Genomic DNA, 14,312 nt, shown 5'->3' on the forward strand with positions numbered 1-14,312 from the left:
GCGGCCTCCTCTCGAAGGCCGCTTATACGACCATGATCTCTTCGTCGTCCGCGTACCGGGACTTCCTGCGCGGGGGCCGGGCGACAACCTCGGCCATCGCTGTTGCCAGGGCCGATACGCCGTCGATCTTGTCGCCGCTGTTCGCCTTGTCCGGCTTGACGTTGCCCGCAGGGTCCATGGCGACGGCAAGGTTGTCGACGCACCAGCGGGCCACGGGGTGGCCGCCGTGTCGTAGGGCCGGCGCCTCGGCGGTGCCCTGCAAGGTCAGCCGCTGGATCTCTTTCAGGACCGGCGACATCGTGGCAAAGCCCTGCCGGACCTTCACCATCGGTGCCCGCTCGGACACCAGGTCGTTGGTCAGCTGCGACGCGTTCCACGGGTCGTAGCCGATGGACTTGACCTTGAAATGGTCGCGGTCCCGGCGGATCTGTTCCTTGATCCAGTCATAGTCCGCGACGTTCCCCGGCGTCGCCACCAGGAAGCCCTCTCGCACCCATCGGCTGGCAGCACCCGCGGTCCGCTTGTCCAGCGCCCGCAGGTTGTCCTCCGGCGTCCAGAACCGGAACACCGCATCCAGCGTGCCGGTCTCATCGTCGGGGAACAGCCAGCACAGGGCACACAGGTCGCTGCTGCTCGCAAGGTCCAGCCCGCCGTATGCCGGCCGGCCCACCAGCCGCCGCTCATCGACCATCGACGCGTTGCGGTCCCAGGCTTCCAGCGTCAGGAACCTCGTGGTCTGCTTGGTGCGGATCCCCAGGTGCAGGCGCAAGAACTTCGCCAGGTCGGCTGGCGACTGCTGGGCTTCCGCGCTCGCACCGCGCAGGTACGCCGCCGAAGGGCTGACGCCGTAGCCGGGGTTGGCCTTCCGCCATGTCGCCTCGTCGTGCGGGTCGTCATCCTCGCCCGCGCCCCAGACGACGCCGTAGGTGTCGAGGTCGTGCAGCGCGCCGCGGGCCAGCTGCTCGATGTACTGCCGCTTCCGGTCGTAGATCGACTCCTGCTTGCCCTCGTCCGCCGTCGTGATGATGATGACGAGCGGCTGCCGACGCGAGCCGGTACCCGTCTCGATCGTCTCCACCAAGTCCGGGCTCTTGTGGACGTGCAGCTCGTCGATGATCCCGCCGTGCACGTTCGCGCCATGCAGGGCCTCGGCCACCGACGAGACGACCGTGAAATACGACCCGGACGCTGGGTGCGTGATCTTCTTGGTGAACGCCTTGACGTTCCCCTTCAGCGCCGGAGCACGCTCCGCGATCGTCTTGATCGGGTCGAACGTGTACCGGGCCTGCTTCTCCGACGTGGCCGCCGCGTACACCTGGGCGCCCGGCTCCGAGTCCGCGGCCATCAGGTACACGGCGATACCGCCGCTGAGGGTCGTCTTGCCGTTGCGGCGGGGGACGTCCACGTACAGCTTGCGAACGATCCGGACGTAGCCCTCGGCCTCGTCGTCCCAGCGAACCCAGCCGAACACCGGCGCCAGGATGTACGCAACCTGCCACGGGTCAGGGTCCAACGGCTTGCCCGCCCACTTGCCCTGCGTGTGCCGCAACAGGTGGAAGGACTGCAAGACCTTGTCGACCTTCGCCGGGTCGAACACCGCGCCCGGAGCCTCGCCAGGGCTGGGCGTCTGGATCTTCGGCGGGCAGTCCGGCAGCGGGATCCCGCGGTCCTGCAAGTACCAGGCCACCTCCGGGGAAATCCCCAGGTCAGCCGGATCCGGCGAACGGGTTCGCCTCGTCGCCATCGTCGCCCCCGCTTCGCGCCAGGGCCTGCTCCGTCGACGGGGTCAGACCGAAGTGAGCGGCCCACGACCGCATCTCACGGCCGGCCGCGCGGGCGATGCCGACAGCAGGGTGGGCGAGCTTGCCCTGCCGCGCCTCAATGAACTGGCCCTCCTGCTGCACGGTCAGGGTGGCCTCGACGAACGTTGCCCAGGCCTCGCAGTACGCGGCGAGGGCGGCTCGGTCGCTCTCCTTGACCAGGTCGAGGCGGGACAGCTCGGGCAGCACGCGATCCCACTCGGCGGCAGCCTCGGGTGACAGCCAGTCGGGCGCCTCGGGTGGCAGCCGCTTGAAGTCTGGGCCGGAGTTGACCTTGCGGCCACCCGAGTCCCGGCCCGAGGAACGGCCCTCGATGAGCTTGAGCCCGGCAGGCTTGGCGGTCCGGGGCATGGTCAACACCCCCTGAAAGCAGTCACGTAGCGTTACCGCAGGTCAGGGGCTTGACCCCCCATGGCTGTAGTGAGCGTGCGCCTTCCCAGCTCACCGCGGCGCTGTCCAGGATGTCCGATTTGGTGATTTCGACTCCCCTACCCCCTCCTGGGGGTCCTCCCGGGGTCAAATCCGGGCTCTCGGGAGCCGATTCGGGGCTCTCAGAGGCCCCAAAATCGAAGATCCGGAGCCCATTTTCTCACCTCAAATGAGCCCTGTACAGGGTCAAAAGGTGAGCCCTGGACCGTCCGGACGCGTCCTCCGACGTCGATCTTGATCCGATTTGACCTCGTGATGAGCCTTGCAGAGCGTCTGGACGTTCGCTGGGTCCCACTTCGAGCCGCCTTCGGACAGCGGGATGAGGTGATCGACTTCGAGCCCCGTCTTTGCTCCGCACCATCGACACTGAGGCTCTCGCTCCAGCATCTGAGCCCTGAACGTGCGCCACTTACGTGTCGAGCCTGAGCCCCAAGCCTTCGACTTGTTGGCCCATGCCCTCCTCTGGTGCTTCTCGCACCGTCCCTGTGTGGTGAGCTCCTGGCACTCGGGATCCCCACACCTGGATGGGGGTGAGGTAGGCATACCCTCCACCCCCTCCCCTCCACCCCCCTGCCCCCCTGAGGAGGGGGGCGGGGGTGCCTGAACCCCTAGGCGGGTGTTAGCTCCTGGATGGCTGCTGCAATGCGCTTGGCCAGGTATGCATGCCCTGCATCCGTGGGATGGACAGCATCCGTACCGATGTACACGTCAGCGTTCCCTGTGCCCGTTGTGGCCCCTACGCGCCCTGTGCCCGTAATCCAGGCCCCGTGGGTCGCTATGAGCGTCCCTGAGGCGTCGTAGCAGCCCCCAGTGATCGGGCTGATGAACGGTAGGTTCGCCGCCGCGGCCGCCAGTCTCAGGGTGTCGTTCGTGTTGGTGATCGACGCCCCCGGGGAGCCCGAGGGTGACCAGCAGCCGATCACGTAGACCGCAGCGTTCGGCAACCCGGCCTTGATGGTGCTGTAGAGGCTGGCCGCGGCTGCGGAGATGCTCGGCTGGGAGCCTCCGTTGTCGTTGTAGCCGGCCCAGACGACCAGCTTGGTCGGGGTATTGGCGATGACGTCGGTCGCTACACGGTTGGCGAGGGTGGTGAAGCTTCCGGAGGTGATGTAGCCGGTGCCTCCGCGGGCTTCGTTCCAGTAGTCGTCGTAGCCGAGGAGTCGGGCTGTCTTGTGTGCCCAGGTTCCTGCTCCGCCGCCTGTGTTCATGCTGGAGCCGTCGGAGAGGCTGTCTCCGAAGGCCATGAACCGTTCGGCGCGTGCGGAGGTCGACCACATGGTCGCGCCGGGCGGCAGGTGTACGCCGCCGAAGGGCACCGTGTAGAAGTCGAACCGCACGGTCCTCGCCTGGGCGACGCCGAGGTTGACGGTCATCAGGTGGGTACTGCCGGGGGTCGTGCCGCCTACGGGCAGCATGAGATCGGTGTAGCGACGTCCATCGACCCATAGCCGGTACATGCCGGCGGTCTGGTAGTTGAAGCGGAGCTGCAGGACGGCTGCGTCGGTGCCGAATTCGACCGACCAGACGGACTGGGAGGACGAGAGGGTGCCGCGCGTGTTGGGGTAGCGGCTGGTCGGGAGGACGTTGCTGCTGTCCGGGGTTCCGGTGCCGATTTGGAAGCCCGTAGCGCCGAGGTAGCGGTAGGGCCCGGTGACGTCGCTGCCGGCCAGGGCTACGCCTGCGGGCGCGTACTTGATGTATCCGCTGGTGGCGGTGCCGGTCTGCGCCACGCTGATCGACGTAGGCGCCGGAGCGGGGCCGAGGTTCTCCAGCAGCATCCGCCAGGGGTAGGTCGCGTTCGCGTAGACCTTGCCGGAGCTGGTCCCCGAGTGGACGAGCGCGATCGTTGCCAGGCCGGAAGCCGAGATGTGGCTGGCGGTCACAGTGAACATGCCTGCGGAGGCGGTCTTGGAGAAGGAGACGCTGGGGTAGAACTCGGGCGCCCCTTCGGCCAGCGGGGATGAGGTGCCCGATGCCCCGTACTGGTCGATGGCACCGGCGCCGGTCAGCAAAGCCAGGTCCATGAAGTGGGCGCCGACGTACATCATCGACAAGTGCACGCGAATTCGGTCGCCCGCCATGGCGGGGACGGAGCACTGAAGCGGCGTTCCGACTGATGTGGTCGCGATGATCCACGGGGTGGATGACGTGAGGTCGACGACGGCCCCGTCGGTGATGCGGGCCTCTGCGGTCCGTATGTTGGCGCCGTCGGCTCCTACCAAGCCTTGGGGGCCTTGTGCCCCTTCGGGCCCGTCAGATCCTGCCGGTCCGGTTGCGCCCGTAGCTCCAGTCGGTCCGGTGGGGCCGGGGTCGCCCTGAGGGCCGATGGGTCCTGTTGCCCCTGTAGCGCCGGCTATTCCGGGATCGCCTTGCGGGCCGGTTGCGCCTGTCGCTCCGGGTGCTCCGTCGTCTCCGTCGGCTCCTGCCGGCCCTGCTGGGCCCGTGGCTCCGGTGGGTCCCGCCGGGCCCGTAGCGCCAGCCGGGCCAGTTGCCCCCGTCGGCCCAGTGGCCCCGGTGGGGCCTTGGGGGCCTGCCGGTCCGGGAACGGTGACGTAGTCGCCCTGTTCCGGGCTGGTGGGAGCGAGGGTGGCCAGGTTGACGGTCGGGCCAAGGCTGGCGGCGAGGAAGATGTCGTAGCTGTCGCCGGCGGCATCGTAGGGCCGCTCGATGACTTCGTAGGTCCAGCCGCTGGGGGTGAAGCCGTCGGCGTCTCCGGCGAGGAGTTCGACGCTGAGGGTGCCGTTGACCCATTCGCCTACGGCGTCGCCCATGACGATGAGGCCGTGTTCGGTCGAGGTGACGGTGCGAACGCGGGGCCGGAAAATGACCTTGCCGCGCATGTGTCCGCCGTCAGGGTGAGCCCGGTCGTCGACAACTGTGACGGTCTCGACTCCGTCGGGCAGCGGCATGGCGGACCTCCTCGAGGTAGATCCGCCGCGCCGTGCGGCCGGCCTATGCGTCGGGCGTGGTCGCTTCGCCGTTGACGAGCGTCGCGAATATGCGGGCCTGGGGTTCCTTGGCCGCCGCTACCGGCTGAACGAGGACTTCGCCGCCGGCCCCTTCGATGGTGATGAACAGCTTGTTCATGTCCTTCTTCAGCCAGAGGGCGAAGATGCCGGTGAGGGCAACGCGGGTGGCGGTGATGCGGGCCTTGGCCTCTTCACCACGCTCCAGGGTGACCTTCGCGCCTTCGACGGGGACGTCCATCTGGTTCGGCGCCTTGAATTTGCCGCCGAACATGGTGACGCCGGCGGCGGCGGCTGCTCCGCGGATTTTACTGAGCCGGGCTGCTGCGGCCTTCTCTTCGGGGGTCTTCTTGCTGCCGAACATGAGCACCTCTGAGGTCGCGGTTCTGGGTGCCTCATGCTGGCCGATTCGCGGCCGTGCCGCAGCAGTTTGCGTCAGGCGGCTTTCGCTCCGGCGGGAAGTGGTGGTGCTTCACCGACGTGGACTTCGCCGGTCCATTCGTCGACGGTCTTGCGGTCGAGTTCGCGGAGGTCGTATCGGGCTGCTTTGCCACGGCCGCCGTAGCGGTTGATTCGGCCTTCGGATGCCCAGCGCCAGATCGTGCCGACGGGCCGCCCGGTGTAGTAGGCGGCGTCGGCGGCTGTGACGAGTTGCGGCCGGTCCATACGCACCCCCTGGAATGACGAAAGGCCGTCCTGTGGGGGACGGCCTGAGTGCGCACGAGTGCTATTTCAGCAAATCTTCGCTTCGGTGACTTACTCGTGTCAAGAGGTGCTTTGTGGTGCGAGACTGCAGCCATGGGGGTTTCGTACATGGTCCGCGGGTCGACTGCTGCCGAGTGTCAGCGTGCGTTGGACCGGTTGTGTGTGGCACTGGATGCGACGCCGACGACGGCGCCGATTCGGGCGGCCGGCCCGGGGTGGCTGGCGCGTGCGGTGCCCACGCCGAAGGCCCCCGCGGATGGCGAGGGCCTCGTCGAGCGGTAGAAGTCAGCGCTTCTCGATCAGCGCGTGTACCTCCCGCGCCAGGTTCTCCGGCCAGGACCGGATGAGCCGTTCCATGCCGGGCTTGTCACCGCTGCATGCGAGCCTCATCAGCTGGTCGGCCTTCTCCTCGACGTCCGTCTTCGGCTCGTCGATCCGGGCTTCCGTCTGCCCCAGTAGTTCACGGAGGACGGATGTGGCGATGTGCTCCAGCACGGGTTCTCCTCAGTTGCCGTGGTTGGTGGTCTTGGCCCAGATGCCGCAGGTCTGGGTGGTGGTGTGCTGGTGATGCTGCTCGACGGGGGCGTTGTAGTTGTGGTTGTGGGTCTCAGGCACGAGCGTCTTGGCACCGCGGAGCATCCGGGCGACTGCGAGGATCGGGACGGCTATGGCCACGGGGGCCGCGCAGATCATGGCGATGACGGCGGGGTCGGCGTAGTCGGAGGCGATGAGGACCAGCGAGGTGGCGCCGCCGACGGACAGGGTGACGACGCTGCCCGTGAGCATGAGGGCGCTGGCATCGGTCGCCCTCTGACTCATGGGCGGCCGGCCGGGCTGGGGCACGGGCGGGACGGTGCCGACGGCGGGCAGGAGGCTGGTGTCACGGTAGGAAGTGGCGGGTGTCAGGGCTTCCTCGACGGCGGCGACGAGTCGGGCGGCGTGATCGTGGTCGAGGGGCTTCGGGGCGGTCATGGAGGGGCTCCTTGAGGGGGTTTGACGGTGCTTGACGGTCTCTGACAGTGGGTCGCGGACCCTGACACCGCTCCCCGCCGCGTTTGTCCTGGTAGGTGACGTTTTGCGTAGCGGGTGTCAGGTGTCAGGTGTCAGGGCGTGACTGGCAAACCCCTAGGAAGGTCGCGTGTCAGAACACGACTGTCAGGCGCGCGCGGACTGTCAGACGTCGGCCATGGCGGGCACGATCCGGTACCGGCCCGGCTTCGAGGTGAGGGCCAGCCGGCCCTCGGTGAGCATCTGCTGGAGCTCGCCCGACACCCATCCGCGCTTGCGGCCGAAGCGCTCGGCGTGCTTCATGACGTCGACCACGCCGATCACCATCGTGCCGCCGGCTTCGAACTGCGCGACGATCTCCTGCAGGGCTGCACGAGCTTCCTCGCGGCTGAGCTCCGCGCCGTCGCCCTGATCGAAGACGACGTTCTCCTCGCCGGGTCGCGGCTGGGGCAGTTCCTGGGTGGGGTCGATGTCACGGTCCTCGTCGTCGAGGCGGCTCACGGTCGTCTCCTGGTCCTCGTCGTTGCTGGGGTTCTCCTCTTCGTGGCGGGCGCGTTCGGTGTACGCCTTGCCGACGGCCTTGGCTGCGGCCGCCGCGGTGACGGGGTCGGGCTTGGCGCCGTTGCGGGCTGCCCATGCGGCGACGGCTTCCATCAGCGAGTTCGCGGACGGCGTGAACCAGCGGGTCCGGCCGGGGCTGGAGTAGCGACCCTCGTCGACACCGGGGGTGACTAGGTAGCAGTAGCCGGGCCGACGGTTGGACCAGCGTTCGGGTGCTGCGCCGGCGTCGATGACCGCGTCGGGGAGCATGAACCCGGCGGCGGTGGCGGTCTGCACGCCGAAGCAGAGGCGGGTGCCGAAGGCGTCGCGGGCGGTGGTGGACATCTGGTCGTGGCTGGGGCGCTGCAGGGAGGCGATGAGGGCGACGCCGCCGGATCGGGCGAGGTTGGCGATGTTGTTGAAGGCGTCGTCGCCGAGGACGGACAGGCTGACGCCGGCTTCCTCGAACCAGGTGACGAGGAACGGCATGCCCGGGCAGCTGCAGGGTCCGTCGGGCCGGCAGGAGTGGGCGGGGTCGTTCTGGGTGACGGCTGCTTCGGCACACCATTGGCGGTAGCCGTGCTGGCCGAGCCATGCGGTGCGGGCCTGGACGACGGGCAGTACTGCCTCGGTCATGGTTTCGGTGCCGGAGGCGTCGGTGGCCCAGTCGATGCCGGGAAGCAGGTGACGGAAGTCCTGGAAGCCCTTCGGGTCGTTGAGCCAGAGGATCATGTCTTTGCGGGAGAGGATCTCGGTCATCAGGTTGAGGGCGCCGTCGCCCTTGCCGGCGCCGGTCATGCCGGCGATCAGGACGTGGGTGGCGTTGCGTCCCGCGTTGGGGTCGCCGGGCAGCCACAGCTGGAGCGGCGAGCCGTCGTCGTACACACCGAGGACGAGCGGGTCGGTGATGGAGCCGCCGGGCAGCGACGGGCCCTGGTCTTCCCAGCGGACGGTGTCGGCGAGCATGTCCATGGGGACGATGACGAGCTCGCCGCGGCGTGCGGAGTCGGGGTCGGGCAGGTAGCGGATCGCGGTGGCCGGCACGTCGAGGGCGGAGGCGACGTTGCCGAGGGCCTTGGCCATGTCGTCATTGGTCTGCGTGCCGGGGTCGAGGGCGATCGGGACGGTGACCCGGTTGGGTTCGACCCTGGGCTGGCCCATCTTGGCCTTGGCCAGGCCGATCTTCTCCAGCAGGCCTCCGTCCGCGGCGATGGCTTTGGCGCCGTCGGGGTCGCGGCGCATGACCTGCCGGATGTTCCAGGACAGGGCAGTGACGATGCCGCCGACAAACCACATGTCCCAGGCCGGGCCGAAGATGGCGGCCGACGTGAACCAGGACGAGCCAGCGGCAACGGTGACGGCGGAGTGGAGGCGGCGTTCCTTGCCGGTCATGCGGGCGGCCCACCAGGTGGAGCCGGTCAGGGCAACGGAGCCGAGGGTGAGGAGTACCCCCATGCCGGGCTCGCCGGACCACACCAGGTTCGCGGCGCCGCCGGTGATACCGACCGCGCCAACGCCGAGCCACGGCGGGAGGTAGGGCTTGGCGCGGTGGAGGAGGTAGCCCTTGATGCCGCCGCCGTCCGAACTGCCCTTGAGCTGGTCTTCGTGCCGCTGCTCGATGTCCTTGCCGGCCATGGGAGTGCCTCCTGTCAGTACTGGAACGGGCGCGACTGCGCGGGCCGGTTCGGGGTGCGGGCGGACATGATGTCGGCGTACTCGCGCTGGAACGCGGCGTAGGTCGCGGCGGCGAGCGAGGCGGCGTCGGCGAGGGCTTCGCCGGACTTCTTCAGCTTCCGGGCTACCTTGCGGGCCCGGAGCTTGTGCTGGATGAAGTTGTCGTCCTTCAGCCCGTTGGCCTGGGACAGTGCGGCCTGCAGGATTTCGGCGGCGACCATGACCTCGATGGAGGCGTGGACACCGAACGCGCGGAGGGTGTTGCAGTAGTTCCGCAGCTCGGCCGCCGACCCGAACTCGGGGTCGGGCAGCATGAACTGGGAACGGCTGCCGCCGGCGGCGCCGCGGCTTCCACCGGTGTTGGTGGTCTTGGTCGAGTTGACGTTGATGTTCGGGCCGAAGCTGAACGACGGCCCGTGCTTGGTCGTGCCGCCCTTGCTCCGCGGGTTGGTCCGCGTGCTGCTGCTCGTGCGCTGCCCGTTGATCGGCATGCGATCTCCTCCAGTCGGGTCCGGGTGGGGTTACTGGTCCTTGCTGGCCGCGTTGCGGGCGGCGATGGCGGCCTGTCGGTTGGCGGCCGGAACGTACTTGGGTGTGTCGTTCTTGCGGCGCACGCCGGGCCGCGTCGGAGGCTTGTAGACGCGCCTGCCGCCGGAGGGGGGCATTTGCGATGCCGCCTGCGAAGAGTTGACCTTTACGGGCCTCTCGCCGGGGGCTTCGGAGCGGGCTGCGAGGAGGCGTCGTTCGGCGGCGTTCCGACCGCGGATGATGGCCACGGTCTCGCCGGGGTCGGTGCCTTCGATGTCGCGGTGCGCGCGCTTCCAGATGGTTTCGGTGACGGTGGTCTCGCCGAGGGCGGCAGCCAGCTTGAGAGCGTGCTGCCACACGTCGGGGAAGGCCTCGGCCCGGTCGTTGGCGAGCCGGGCGTCGGCCGCGGCCTTGGCGTCCGCGTCCTCCTGCGCTGCTGCTGCCCGCTCCTCGGCGAGGGCCGCCTCCCGCTTGGCCTGCCTGCGCTCGGCCCGCCACTGCGCACTCCGCTGCCGGAGGGTGGGCTTGCCGTCGCGGGAACGGATCCGCCCGTGCTCGTGGAGGTCCCAGATGCCGGGGCCGGCGAGCGAGGCAATGGCGGTGCCGACGGCGGTGGCCGTGTCGAAGGCGGTCAGGCCGTGCCACAGGTTGACGCCGGCGGCGACGAAGGCGAGGAGCCAGGCGATGAGCCGGTAGTGCCAGTGCGGGCGCCGGTCATCGACGGCTGCGGCGGCGCCACGGAGGACGACCCATGCGGCCCCTTCGAGAACGAGAGGGGCGGCCAGAAGGTAGCGGGCGTCCTCGTCGTAGAAGGCGTTCATCTGGACGGGGAGTGCCACGACGCCGCAGACGATGGCGAAGCTGATGGCTGCGATCTTCCACGACTTCGCGGACTTCTCGCGCTGTTCGCCGGCCTCAGCCTCCGCCAGGTCCGCGGCCTCTGCTGCCAGCCGCTCCCGCTCGGCCTCGCGCGCCTCGGCGGCTGCCTTGCGCTCCGCCTCGGCGATCTTGGCGTGCTGCTCGGCCTCGAACCGCTGCAGCTGGAGCGCCGCCCGCTTGTTGGTCAGGGCCTGCTTCTCGGCTTCTGCGGCAGCCTTGATGCGGACTGTCTCGGCTTCGGCCTCGGCGGCAATACGGCGGGCTTCGGCGTCAGCGGCGGCCTGCGACCGGATGGCTTCCGCCTCGGCGAGGGCCACCGGGTCGAACCGCGGCGCGACGGCGGCGCCGTTGATGTGGTCCAGCTGGGCGGTCATGACGACCTCCTTCCTTGGCGGTGCGGTGCCGGCTGTTAGGCGGCGATGTCGGTGGCGGGCGTGTGGAGGCCGTCGATCTCGGCGGAGATCGGGGAGTCGGGGTAGAGCAGGTCGTGGTCGGCGGCGAGTGCGGCGTAGCGGCGCATCCCGAGCTCGTCACCACGGCGGAGGGCGATCAGGTACTGCTCGATGAGCGCGCGGCCGGCGGCCTCGGCGGTGTCCAGGCGGTTCAGTTCCAGCTCGGTGATCAGGCCGGTGGGCATGACGGTGGTCCTTCCAGTGGTCTGAGCGGGAGGGTGGGTCAGTCCTGCTGGGGGAGGTTGTCGTCCCGGTGGCCTGAGCAGGACGGGCAGTCGTCGCTGGGGTGGTCGGTTTGAGGGTGCCCGCAGGGTCGGAGTCCGCGGGCAGCAAGCTGGCTGTACATCCAGTCGGGCAAGGGCATGGTGGTGCTCCTTCGCCGGTCAGGCGGGATGGGGCGGGGTTTAGCGGTCGGTGACGACCCAGCCGCGGCCAGGCTGCTGGCGGATGATGCCGCCGGGGGTGTGGATCTGGCCGGAGGCGTTGCCGAGGCCGAGGGCCTCAAGGTCGTCGAGCAGCATGGCGATCCGGCCGGCAATGTTGCGGGCCTGCGTCTCGAGCCGGTTCAGTTCCTCGGGGGTGCCGGTGAACATCAGCTGCGGCCCTGCTCACGCAGCAGCTCGTCCGTCATCTTCGCGAGGGTCTCGGCGCGGTCGGAGCCGCCCTCACGCATCGCGTAGATGATGGCGTCCGCTGCACGCTCCATGTCGCCGGAGTCGATCGCGGCCTTCATCTCGACAGCCTTGTCACGGAAGAAACCCATGGTGGTCCTTTCGGTTGAGGCCGGCACGGCGGCCGGCCCAGGAGGTGGGGTCTAGCTGCGATGGGTGTCGACGTGCTGCTGCATGCGAGCGGTCAGGGTCTGCTCCTCGGTGCGGCTGACGCAGCGGAAGCGCATCGTCATGCCGCACTCGGTGCACTCCAGGTACTGCCAGCGGAAGTAGCCGATGAGCTGCCACAGCGAGGCCGCCAGAACCAGGACCGCGATGACGTCGAGGACGGTGCTCATGGCTCAGGCCCCCATCGGACGGGGCATGGCGCGGCAGGTCTCGGCGTGCTTCTGGGCCCAGGTCTTGGGGCTCTGCCAGGGCTTCAGCTCGTCCAGGAATCCCCTTCGGGCGTATGCGTAAATGCCGGTGAACTTCTTCTCGTCGATGGCGGTGCAGCCGGAGCACGACGCGGTGAGCGTGATGTCGACGAGTTCCGTGGGCTGCCGGTATCCGGAGTAGCCGTTGCCGATCGGGCCGAATCCGGTCTCGCCCTCGGTGTACTCGACGGCCTTCTCAACGATGTCGACAGTCGCGCCCCCGACGGTCAGGTGGCGGGCGATGACGCCGGTGGGCCAGGTGGTTTCGGGCATGGCGGTACTCCTCGGTTGGTCAGACGGGAGGGTGGTCTAGCTGCGGTGGGTGTGCTGCTGGCCGGCGCGGCTACTCGCCGTCCTGCGGGTCGATGGGGTCGCTGCCGCCCTGCCCGCACCAGTCGCACGGGCAGTCGCCGGGCTGGATGCTGCTGGCGGCGGCCGTCGCGAAGGCGAGGCGGGCGGACAGCTGGTAGGCGGGGAGGCTGCGGCGGGACGGGTTCACCGGGTCCGCGAGGATCTCGATCACGCGGCAGGCGAGGCCTTCGGCACGCCACTCCTCGGACAGGGCCAGGGCCGGGGCGGCCATCAGGCGGCGTCCGGCGTGCGGTACTGGATCTCGCGGCGGAGGCCGGCGGCCTGGGCGGTGCAGGCGGCGGCTTCGGCGTGGTCGCCGGCCTTGCGGGCGGTGGCGGCCAGCTCCTCGAAGAGGGTGGCGGCCATCGACGCGTGGGCTGCGGCAGCGTGCAGACGCTGCGGGGTGGGACGCTCTACGGACGACCGAAATGCGCTACCACTGGTAGCGGGGCTACGATCCGACATCAGGATCACTCCTCCTGTTGCTGCAGGTGGATGGGTCTTAGGCCCCGAGTCATAGGTGCTGGAACACCGTCGACTCGGGGTCGCCTTGTTTCGACAGCACAGACCGTAGCACGGTCTACCGCTGGTGGGATACTCTACGAAGGAAGTGACCGTGAAAAACACCGAGGAGGATGGATGACAGGGGCCACCCACCGGCTCGCGGACGCCCTCCGGGCCGCGATCGAAGCGGGCGACTACCCGCCGGGGGCCGCGCTGCCGTCCGCCGAACGCCTAGCAGAGGAGCACGGCGTCGCCCGTGCCACCGCCCAGAAAGCCGTCCAGCAGCTGGCGGCCGAGGGCTACCTGACACTGACGCGTCGGCATCCTGCTCGAGTCAAGGAACGCCCCCGTCACACGACTGTGGTCCGCGACCGAGTGGTCTACCGCGACGACCTCGGCTACTTCTTCGACCGCAACGCCCAGGACTGGGCCGCCGTAACGCCGCCCACCCGCGGGTTCGAAGTGCCGCCCAGTCATGTGGCCGATCTCCTCGGAACCACCCGCGGCCAGGACGTCCTCGCCAGACGCCGGCTCATGGGCCCGCGTGGGGCGACCGTCGCACACCAGGTGGCGGTCAGTTTCATCCCCCTCTCCGTGGTCGCCGAGATCCCGGAGGTCGGAGCAGAGCGCACCGGCTCAGGCGGGATCTACGACAGGTTCGAAGAGCACTACCGGGCGCCGCTCGAGTGGCGGGAGACCGTGTCCGCGAGACACCCGAACCCGGAGGAGCAGAAGGCTCTGGGCGTGCCGGCTTCCAGCCCGGTGCTGGTGGTGACGCGGGAGGCTCGCATCCGCCGGGACGGCGAGGAGGTTGTCGTCGAGGTGAATGAGACAGCGATGGCTGCGGCTCAGTTTGCGGTCTCGTATCACGTGGAGCGTGACGAGTCGGCAACCTGGCCGCGCGCCAGCTGAGACGCAAAGGAGCCCCCGACCATAGGTCGGGGGCTCCTCCTTTTTGCTTGTGCGGTGCACCACCTACAGCAGGCCGCGTGCGTGCAGATCCGCAAGGACACGCTGAGACAGCTCCTGAATTTCGGCGGCGGTCAGATCGCCTCGTGTGGCAATGGCGGCCAGCGAAATCGACCGCTCCAGCTCGGATGACAGGTCCGCCTTGACTGCTTTCACCGGTCGCTGCCCGGTCAATATGGCGGTCGCGCGCCCGGACGGCCATCCAAGCGCTTCCTCAATCTTCGGGAGGGAGGGGGGGATGCGGCCGCGCGTCTCGCCCTTTTCCACCTTGTGGTACGTCATGCGCGAGACGCCCGCCTTCTCAGCGAGAGCCTCCATGGTGAGGCCTAGCTGGAGGCGGGTGGCGCGAAGCTCTTCGCCGAGTGCTACCCAGTCCAGGTCCATGGCTACATGATGCACC

General features: G+C 68.9%; 20 protein-coding genes. 1 reads left to right on the top strand and 19 read right to left on the bottom strand.

Annotated features, from left to right (window positions below):
* Positions 1–22: 22 nt before the first annotated feature.
* The 18 genes from IG86_RS0129980 to IG86_RS45165 form a co-directional block, all read right to left on the bottom strand.
* Positions 23–1,687: a terminase large subunit gene (locus IG86_RS0129980; RefSeq protein ID WP_244306145.1), complete on the bottom strand. Its 1,665-nt coding sequence runs from the start codon at positions 1,685–1,687 to the stop codon at positions 23–25.
* A 19-nt stretch (positions 1,688–1,706) separates the two neighbouring features.
* Complete coding sequence (locus tag IG86_RS0129985) at positions 1,707–2,171, bottom strand: phage terminase small subunit P27 family (RefSeq protein WP_030901030.1); 465 nt, start codon at positions 2,169–2,171, stop codon at positions 1,707–1,709.
* A 264-nt stretch (positions 2,172–2,435) separates the two neighbouring features.
* Positions 2,436–2,792: an HNH endonuclease gene (locus IG86_RS45600; RefSeq protein ID WP_030901033.1), complete on the bottom strand. Its 357-nt coding sequence runs from the start codon at positions 2,790–2,792 to the stop codon at positions 2,436–2,438.
* Positions 2,793–2,857: 65 nt separating this feature from the next.
* On the bottom strand, positions 2,858–5,158 hold the full coding sequence (locus IG86_RS45160; RefSeq protein ID WP_078906081.1) for a GDSL-type esterase/lipase family protein: 2,301 nt from the start codon (positions 5,156–5,158) through the stop codon (positions 2,858–2,860).
* Positions 5,159–5,201: 43 nt separating this feature from the next.
* Positions 5,202–5,579, bottom strand: a complete 378-nt coding sequence (locus tag IG86_RS0130005; RefSeq protein WP_030901039.1) for a hypothetical protein — start codon at positions 5,577–5,579, stop codon at positions 5,202–5,204.
* A 71-nt stretch (positions 5,580–5,650) separates the two neighbouring features.
* Positions 5,651–5,881, bottom strand: coding sequence for a helix-turn-helix domain-containing protein (locus tag IG86_RS0130010; RefSeq protein WP_030901042.1), 231 nt, complete (start codon positions 5,879–5,881; stop codon positions 5,651–5,653).
* A gap of 324 nt (positions 5,882–6,205) precedes the next feature.
* Positions 6,206–6,415 (bottom strand): hypothetical protein, encoded by a 210-nt coding sequence (locus IG86_RS0130020; protein WP_030901049.1) that lies wholly within the window; start codon positions 6,413–6,415, stop codon positions 6,206–6,208.
* Positions 6,416–6,424: 9 nt separating this feature from the next.
* Positions 6,425–6,892 carry a hypothetical protein gene (locus IG86_RS0130025; RefSeq protein ID WP_030901052.1) on the bottom strand — a complete coding sequence of 156 codons (468 nt, stop codon included), beginning with the start codon at positions 6,890–6,892 and terminating at the stop codon, positions 6,425–6,427.
* A gap of 201 nt (positions 6,893–7,093) precedes the next feature.
* Positions 7,094–9,103, bottom strand: a complete 2,010-nt coding sequence (traB, locus tag IG86_RS0130030; protein ID WP_030901054.1) for a plasmid transfer protein TraB — start codon at positions 9,101–9,103, stop codon at positions 7,094–7,096.
* A 14-nt stretch (positions 9,104–9,117) separates the two neighbouring features.
* Complete coding sequence (gene traA, locus IG86_RS0130035) at positions 9,118–9,633, bottom strand: plasmid transfer protein TraA (RefSeq protein ID WP_051785501.1); 516 nt, start codon at positions 9,631–9,633, stop codon at positions 9,118–9,120.
* Between the two features lie 30 nt (positions 9,634–9,663).
* Positions 9,664–10,923: a hypothetical protein gene (locus IG86_RS39245; RefSeq protein WP_037943288.1), complete on the bottom strand. Its 1,260-nt coding sequence runs from the start codon at positions 10,921–10,923 to the stop codon at positions 9,664–9,666.
* 35 nt (positions 10,924–10,958) lie between these two features.
* Positions 10,959–11,186 (bottom strand): hypothetical protein, encoded by a 228-nt coding sequence (locus IG86_RS0130045; protein ID WP_030901063.1) that lies wholly within the window; start codon positions 11,184–11,186, stop codon positions 10,959–10,961.
* A 219-nt stretch (positions 11,187–11,405) separates the two neighbouring features.
* Positions 11,406–11,594 carry a hypothetical protein gene (locus IG86_RS0130050; RefSeq protein ID WP_030901065.1) on the bottom strand — a complete coding sequence of 63 codons (189 nt, stop codon included), beginning with the start codon at positions 11,592–11,594 and terminating at the stop codon, positions 11,406–11,408.
* Positions 11,594–11,764 carry a hypothetical protein gene (locus tag IG86_RS43230; protein ID WP_157854930.1) on the bottom strand — a complete coding sequence of 57 codons (171 nt, stop codon included), beginning with the start codon at positions 11,762–11,764 and terminating at the stop codon, positions 11,594–11,596. Before IG86_RS43230 ends, IG86_RS0130050 begins: the two co-directional genes overlap by 1 nt.
* Positions 11,765–11,815: 51 nt before the next feature.
* Entirely contained in the window at positions 11,816–12,010 is a 195-nt protein-coding gene (locus IG86_RS0130060) for a hypothetical protein (protein ID WP_030901068.1), read from the bottom strand.
* A gap of 3 nt (positions 12,011–12,013) precedes the next feature.
* The gene (locus tag IG86_RS0130065) at positions 12,014–12,361 is read right to left on the bottom strand and encodes a hypothetical protein (RefSeq protein ID WP_030901071.1); all 348 of its coding nucleotides are present in this window, start codon (positions 12,359–12,361) and stop codon (positions 12,014–12,016) included.
* Between the two features lie 70 nt (positions 12,362–12,431).
* Complete coding sequence (locus IG86_RS0130070; protein ID WP_030901074.1) at positions 12,432–12,671, bottom strand: hypothetical protein; 240 nt, start codon at positions 12,669–12,671, stop codon at positions 12,432–12,434.
* A complete protein-coding gene (locus tag IG86_RS45165) occupies positions 12,671–12,805 on the bottom strand; it encodes a hypothetical protein (protein ID WP_276329201.1) in 135 nt (44 codons plus the stop codon). The genes IG86_RS0130070 and IG86_RS45165 overlap by 1 nt, the downstream gene beginning before the upstream one ends.
* A gap of 273 nt (positions 12,806–13,078) precedes the next feature.
* Between IG86_RS45165 and IG86_RS0130080 the strand changes: the two genes are divergently transcribed.
* Positions 13,079–13,855, top strand: a complete 777-nt coding sequence (locus tag IG86_RS0130080; protein ID WP_030901077.1) for a GntR family transcriptional regulator — start codon at positions 13,079–13,081, stop codon at positions 13,853–13,855.
* Positions 13,856–13,918: 63 nt separating this feature from the next.
* On the opposite strand, the gene IG86_RS0130085 is transcribed toward IG86_RS0130080, so the two are convergent.
* On the bottom strand, positions 13,919–14,296 hold the full coding sequence (locus tag IG86_RS0130085; protein ID WP_157854931.1) for a helix-turn-helix transcriptional regulator: 378 nt from the start codon (positions 14,294–14,296) through the stop codon (positions 13,919–13,921).
* Positions 14,297–14,312 lie beyond the last annotated feature (16 nt).

This window comes from Streptomyces virginiae (assembly GCF_000720455.1).
Lineage (GTDB): Bacteria > Actinomycetota > Actinomycetes > Streptomycetales > Streptomycetaceae > Streptomyces > Streptomyces virginiae.

Coding starts and splice junctions, on each gene's coding strand:
- IG86_RS0130025 (WP_030901052.1), bottom strand. CDS start 6,892: ATGACCGCCCCGAAGCCCCTCGACCACGATCACGCCGCCCGACTCGTC.
- traA (WP_051785501.1), bottom strand. CDS start 9,633: ATGCCGATCAACGGGCAGCGCACGAGCAGCAGCACGCGGACCAACCCG.
- IG86_RS45165 (WP_276329201.1), bottom strand. CDS start 12,805: ATGGCCGCCACCCTCTTCGAGGAGCTGGCCGCCACCGCCCGCAAGGCC.
- IG86_RS45160 (WP_078906081.1), bottom strand. CDS start 5,158: ATGCCGCTGCCCGACGGAGTCGAGACCGTCACAGTTGTCGACGACCGG.
- IG86_RS0130085 (WP_157854931.1), bottom strand. CDS start 14,296: ATGGACCTGGACTGGGTAGCACTCGGCGAAGAGCTTCGCGCCACCCGC.
- IG86_RS0130060 (WP_030901068.1), bottom strand. CDS start 12,010: ATGAGCACCGTCCTCGACGTCATCGCGGTCCTGGTTCTGGCGGCCTCG.
- IG86_RS0129985 (WP_030901030.1), bottom strand. CDS start 2,171: ATGCCCCGGACCGCCAAGCCTGCCGGGCTCAAGCTCATCGAGGGCCGT.
- IG86_RS0130080 (WP_030901077.1), top strand. CDS start 13,079: ATGACAGGGGCCACCCACCGGCTCGCGGACGCCCTCCGGGCCGCGATC.
- IG86_RS0130065 (WP_030901071.1), bottom strand. CDS start 12,361: ATGCCCGAAACCACCTGGCCCACCGGCGTCATCGCCCGCCACCTGACC.
- IG86_RS43230 (WP_157854930.1), bottom strand. CDS start 11,764: ATGGGTTTCTTCCGTGACAAGGCTGTCGAGATGAAGGCCGCGATCGAC.
- IG86_RS0130005 (WP_030901039.1), bottom strand. CDS start 5,579: ATGTTCGGCAGCAAGAAGACCCCCGAAGAGAAGGCCGCAGCAGCCCGG.
- IG86_RS0130010 (WP_030901042.1), bottom strand. CDS start 5,881: ATGGACCGGCCGCAACTCGTCACAGCCGCCGACGCCGCCTACTACACC.
- traB (WP_030901054.1), bottom strand. CDS start 9,103: ATGGCCGGCAAGGACATCGAGCAGCGGCACGAAGACCAGCTCAAGGGC.
- IG86_RS0130050 (WP_030901065.1), bottom strand. CDS start 11,594: ATGTTCACCGGCACCCCCGAGGAACTGAACCGGCTCGAGACGCAGGCC.
- IG86_RS45600 (WP_030901033.1), bottom strand. CDS start 2,792: ATGCCTACCTCACCCCCATCCAGGTGTGGGGATCCCGAGTGCCAGGAG.
- IG86_RS0130070 (WP_030901074.1), bottom strand. CDS start 12,671: ATGGCCGCCCCGGCCCTGGCCCTGTCCGAGGAGTGGCGTGCCGAAGGC.
- IG86_RS0130045 (WP_030901063.1), bottom strand. CDS start 11,186: ATGCCCACCGGCCTGATCACCGAGCTGGAACTGAACCGCCTGGACACC.
- IG86_RS39245 (WP_037943288.1), bottom strand. CDS start 10,923: ATGACCGCCCAGCTGGACCACATCAACGGCGCCGCCGTCGCGCCGCGG.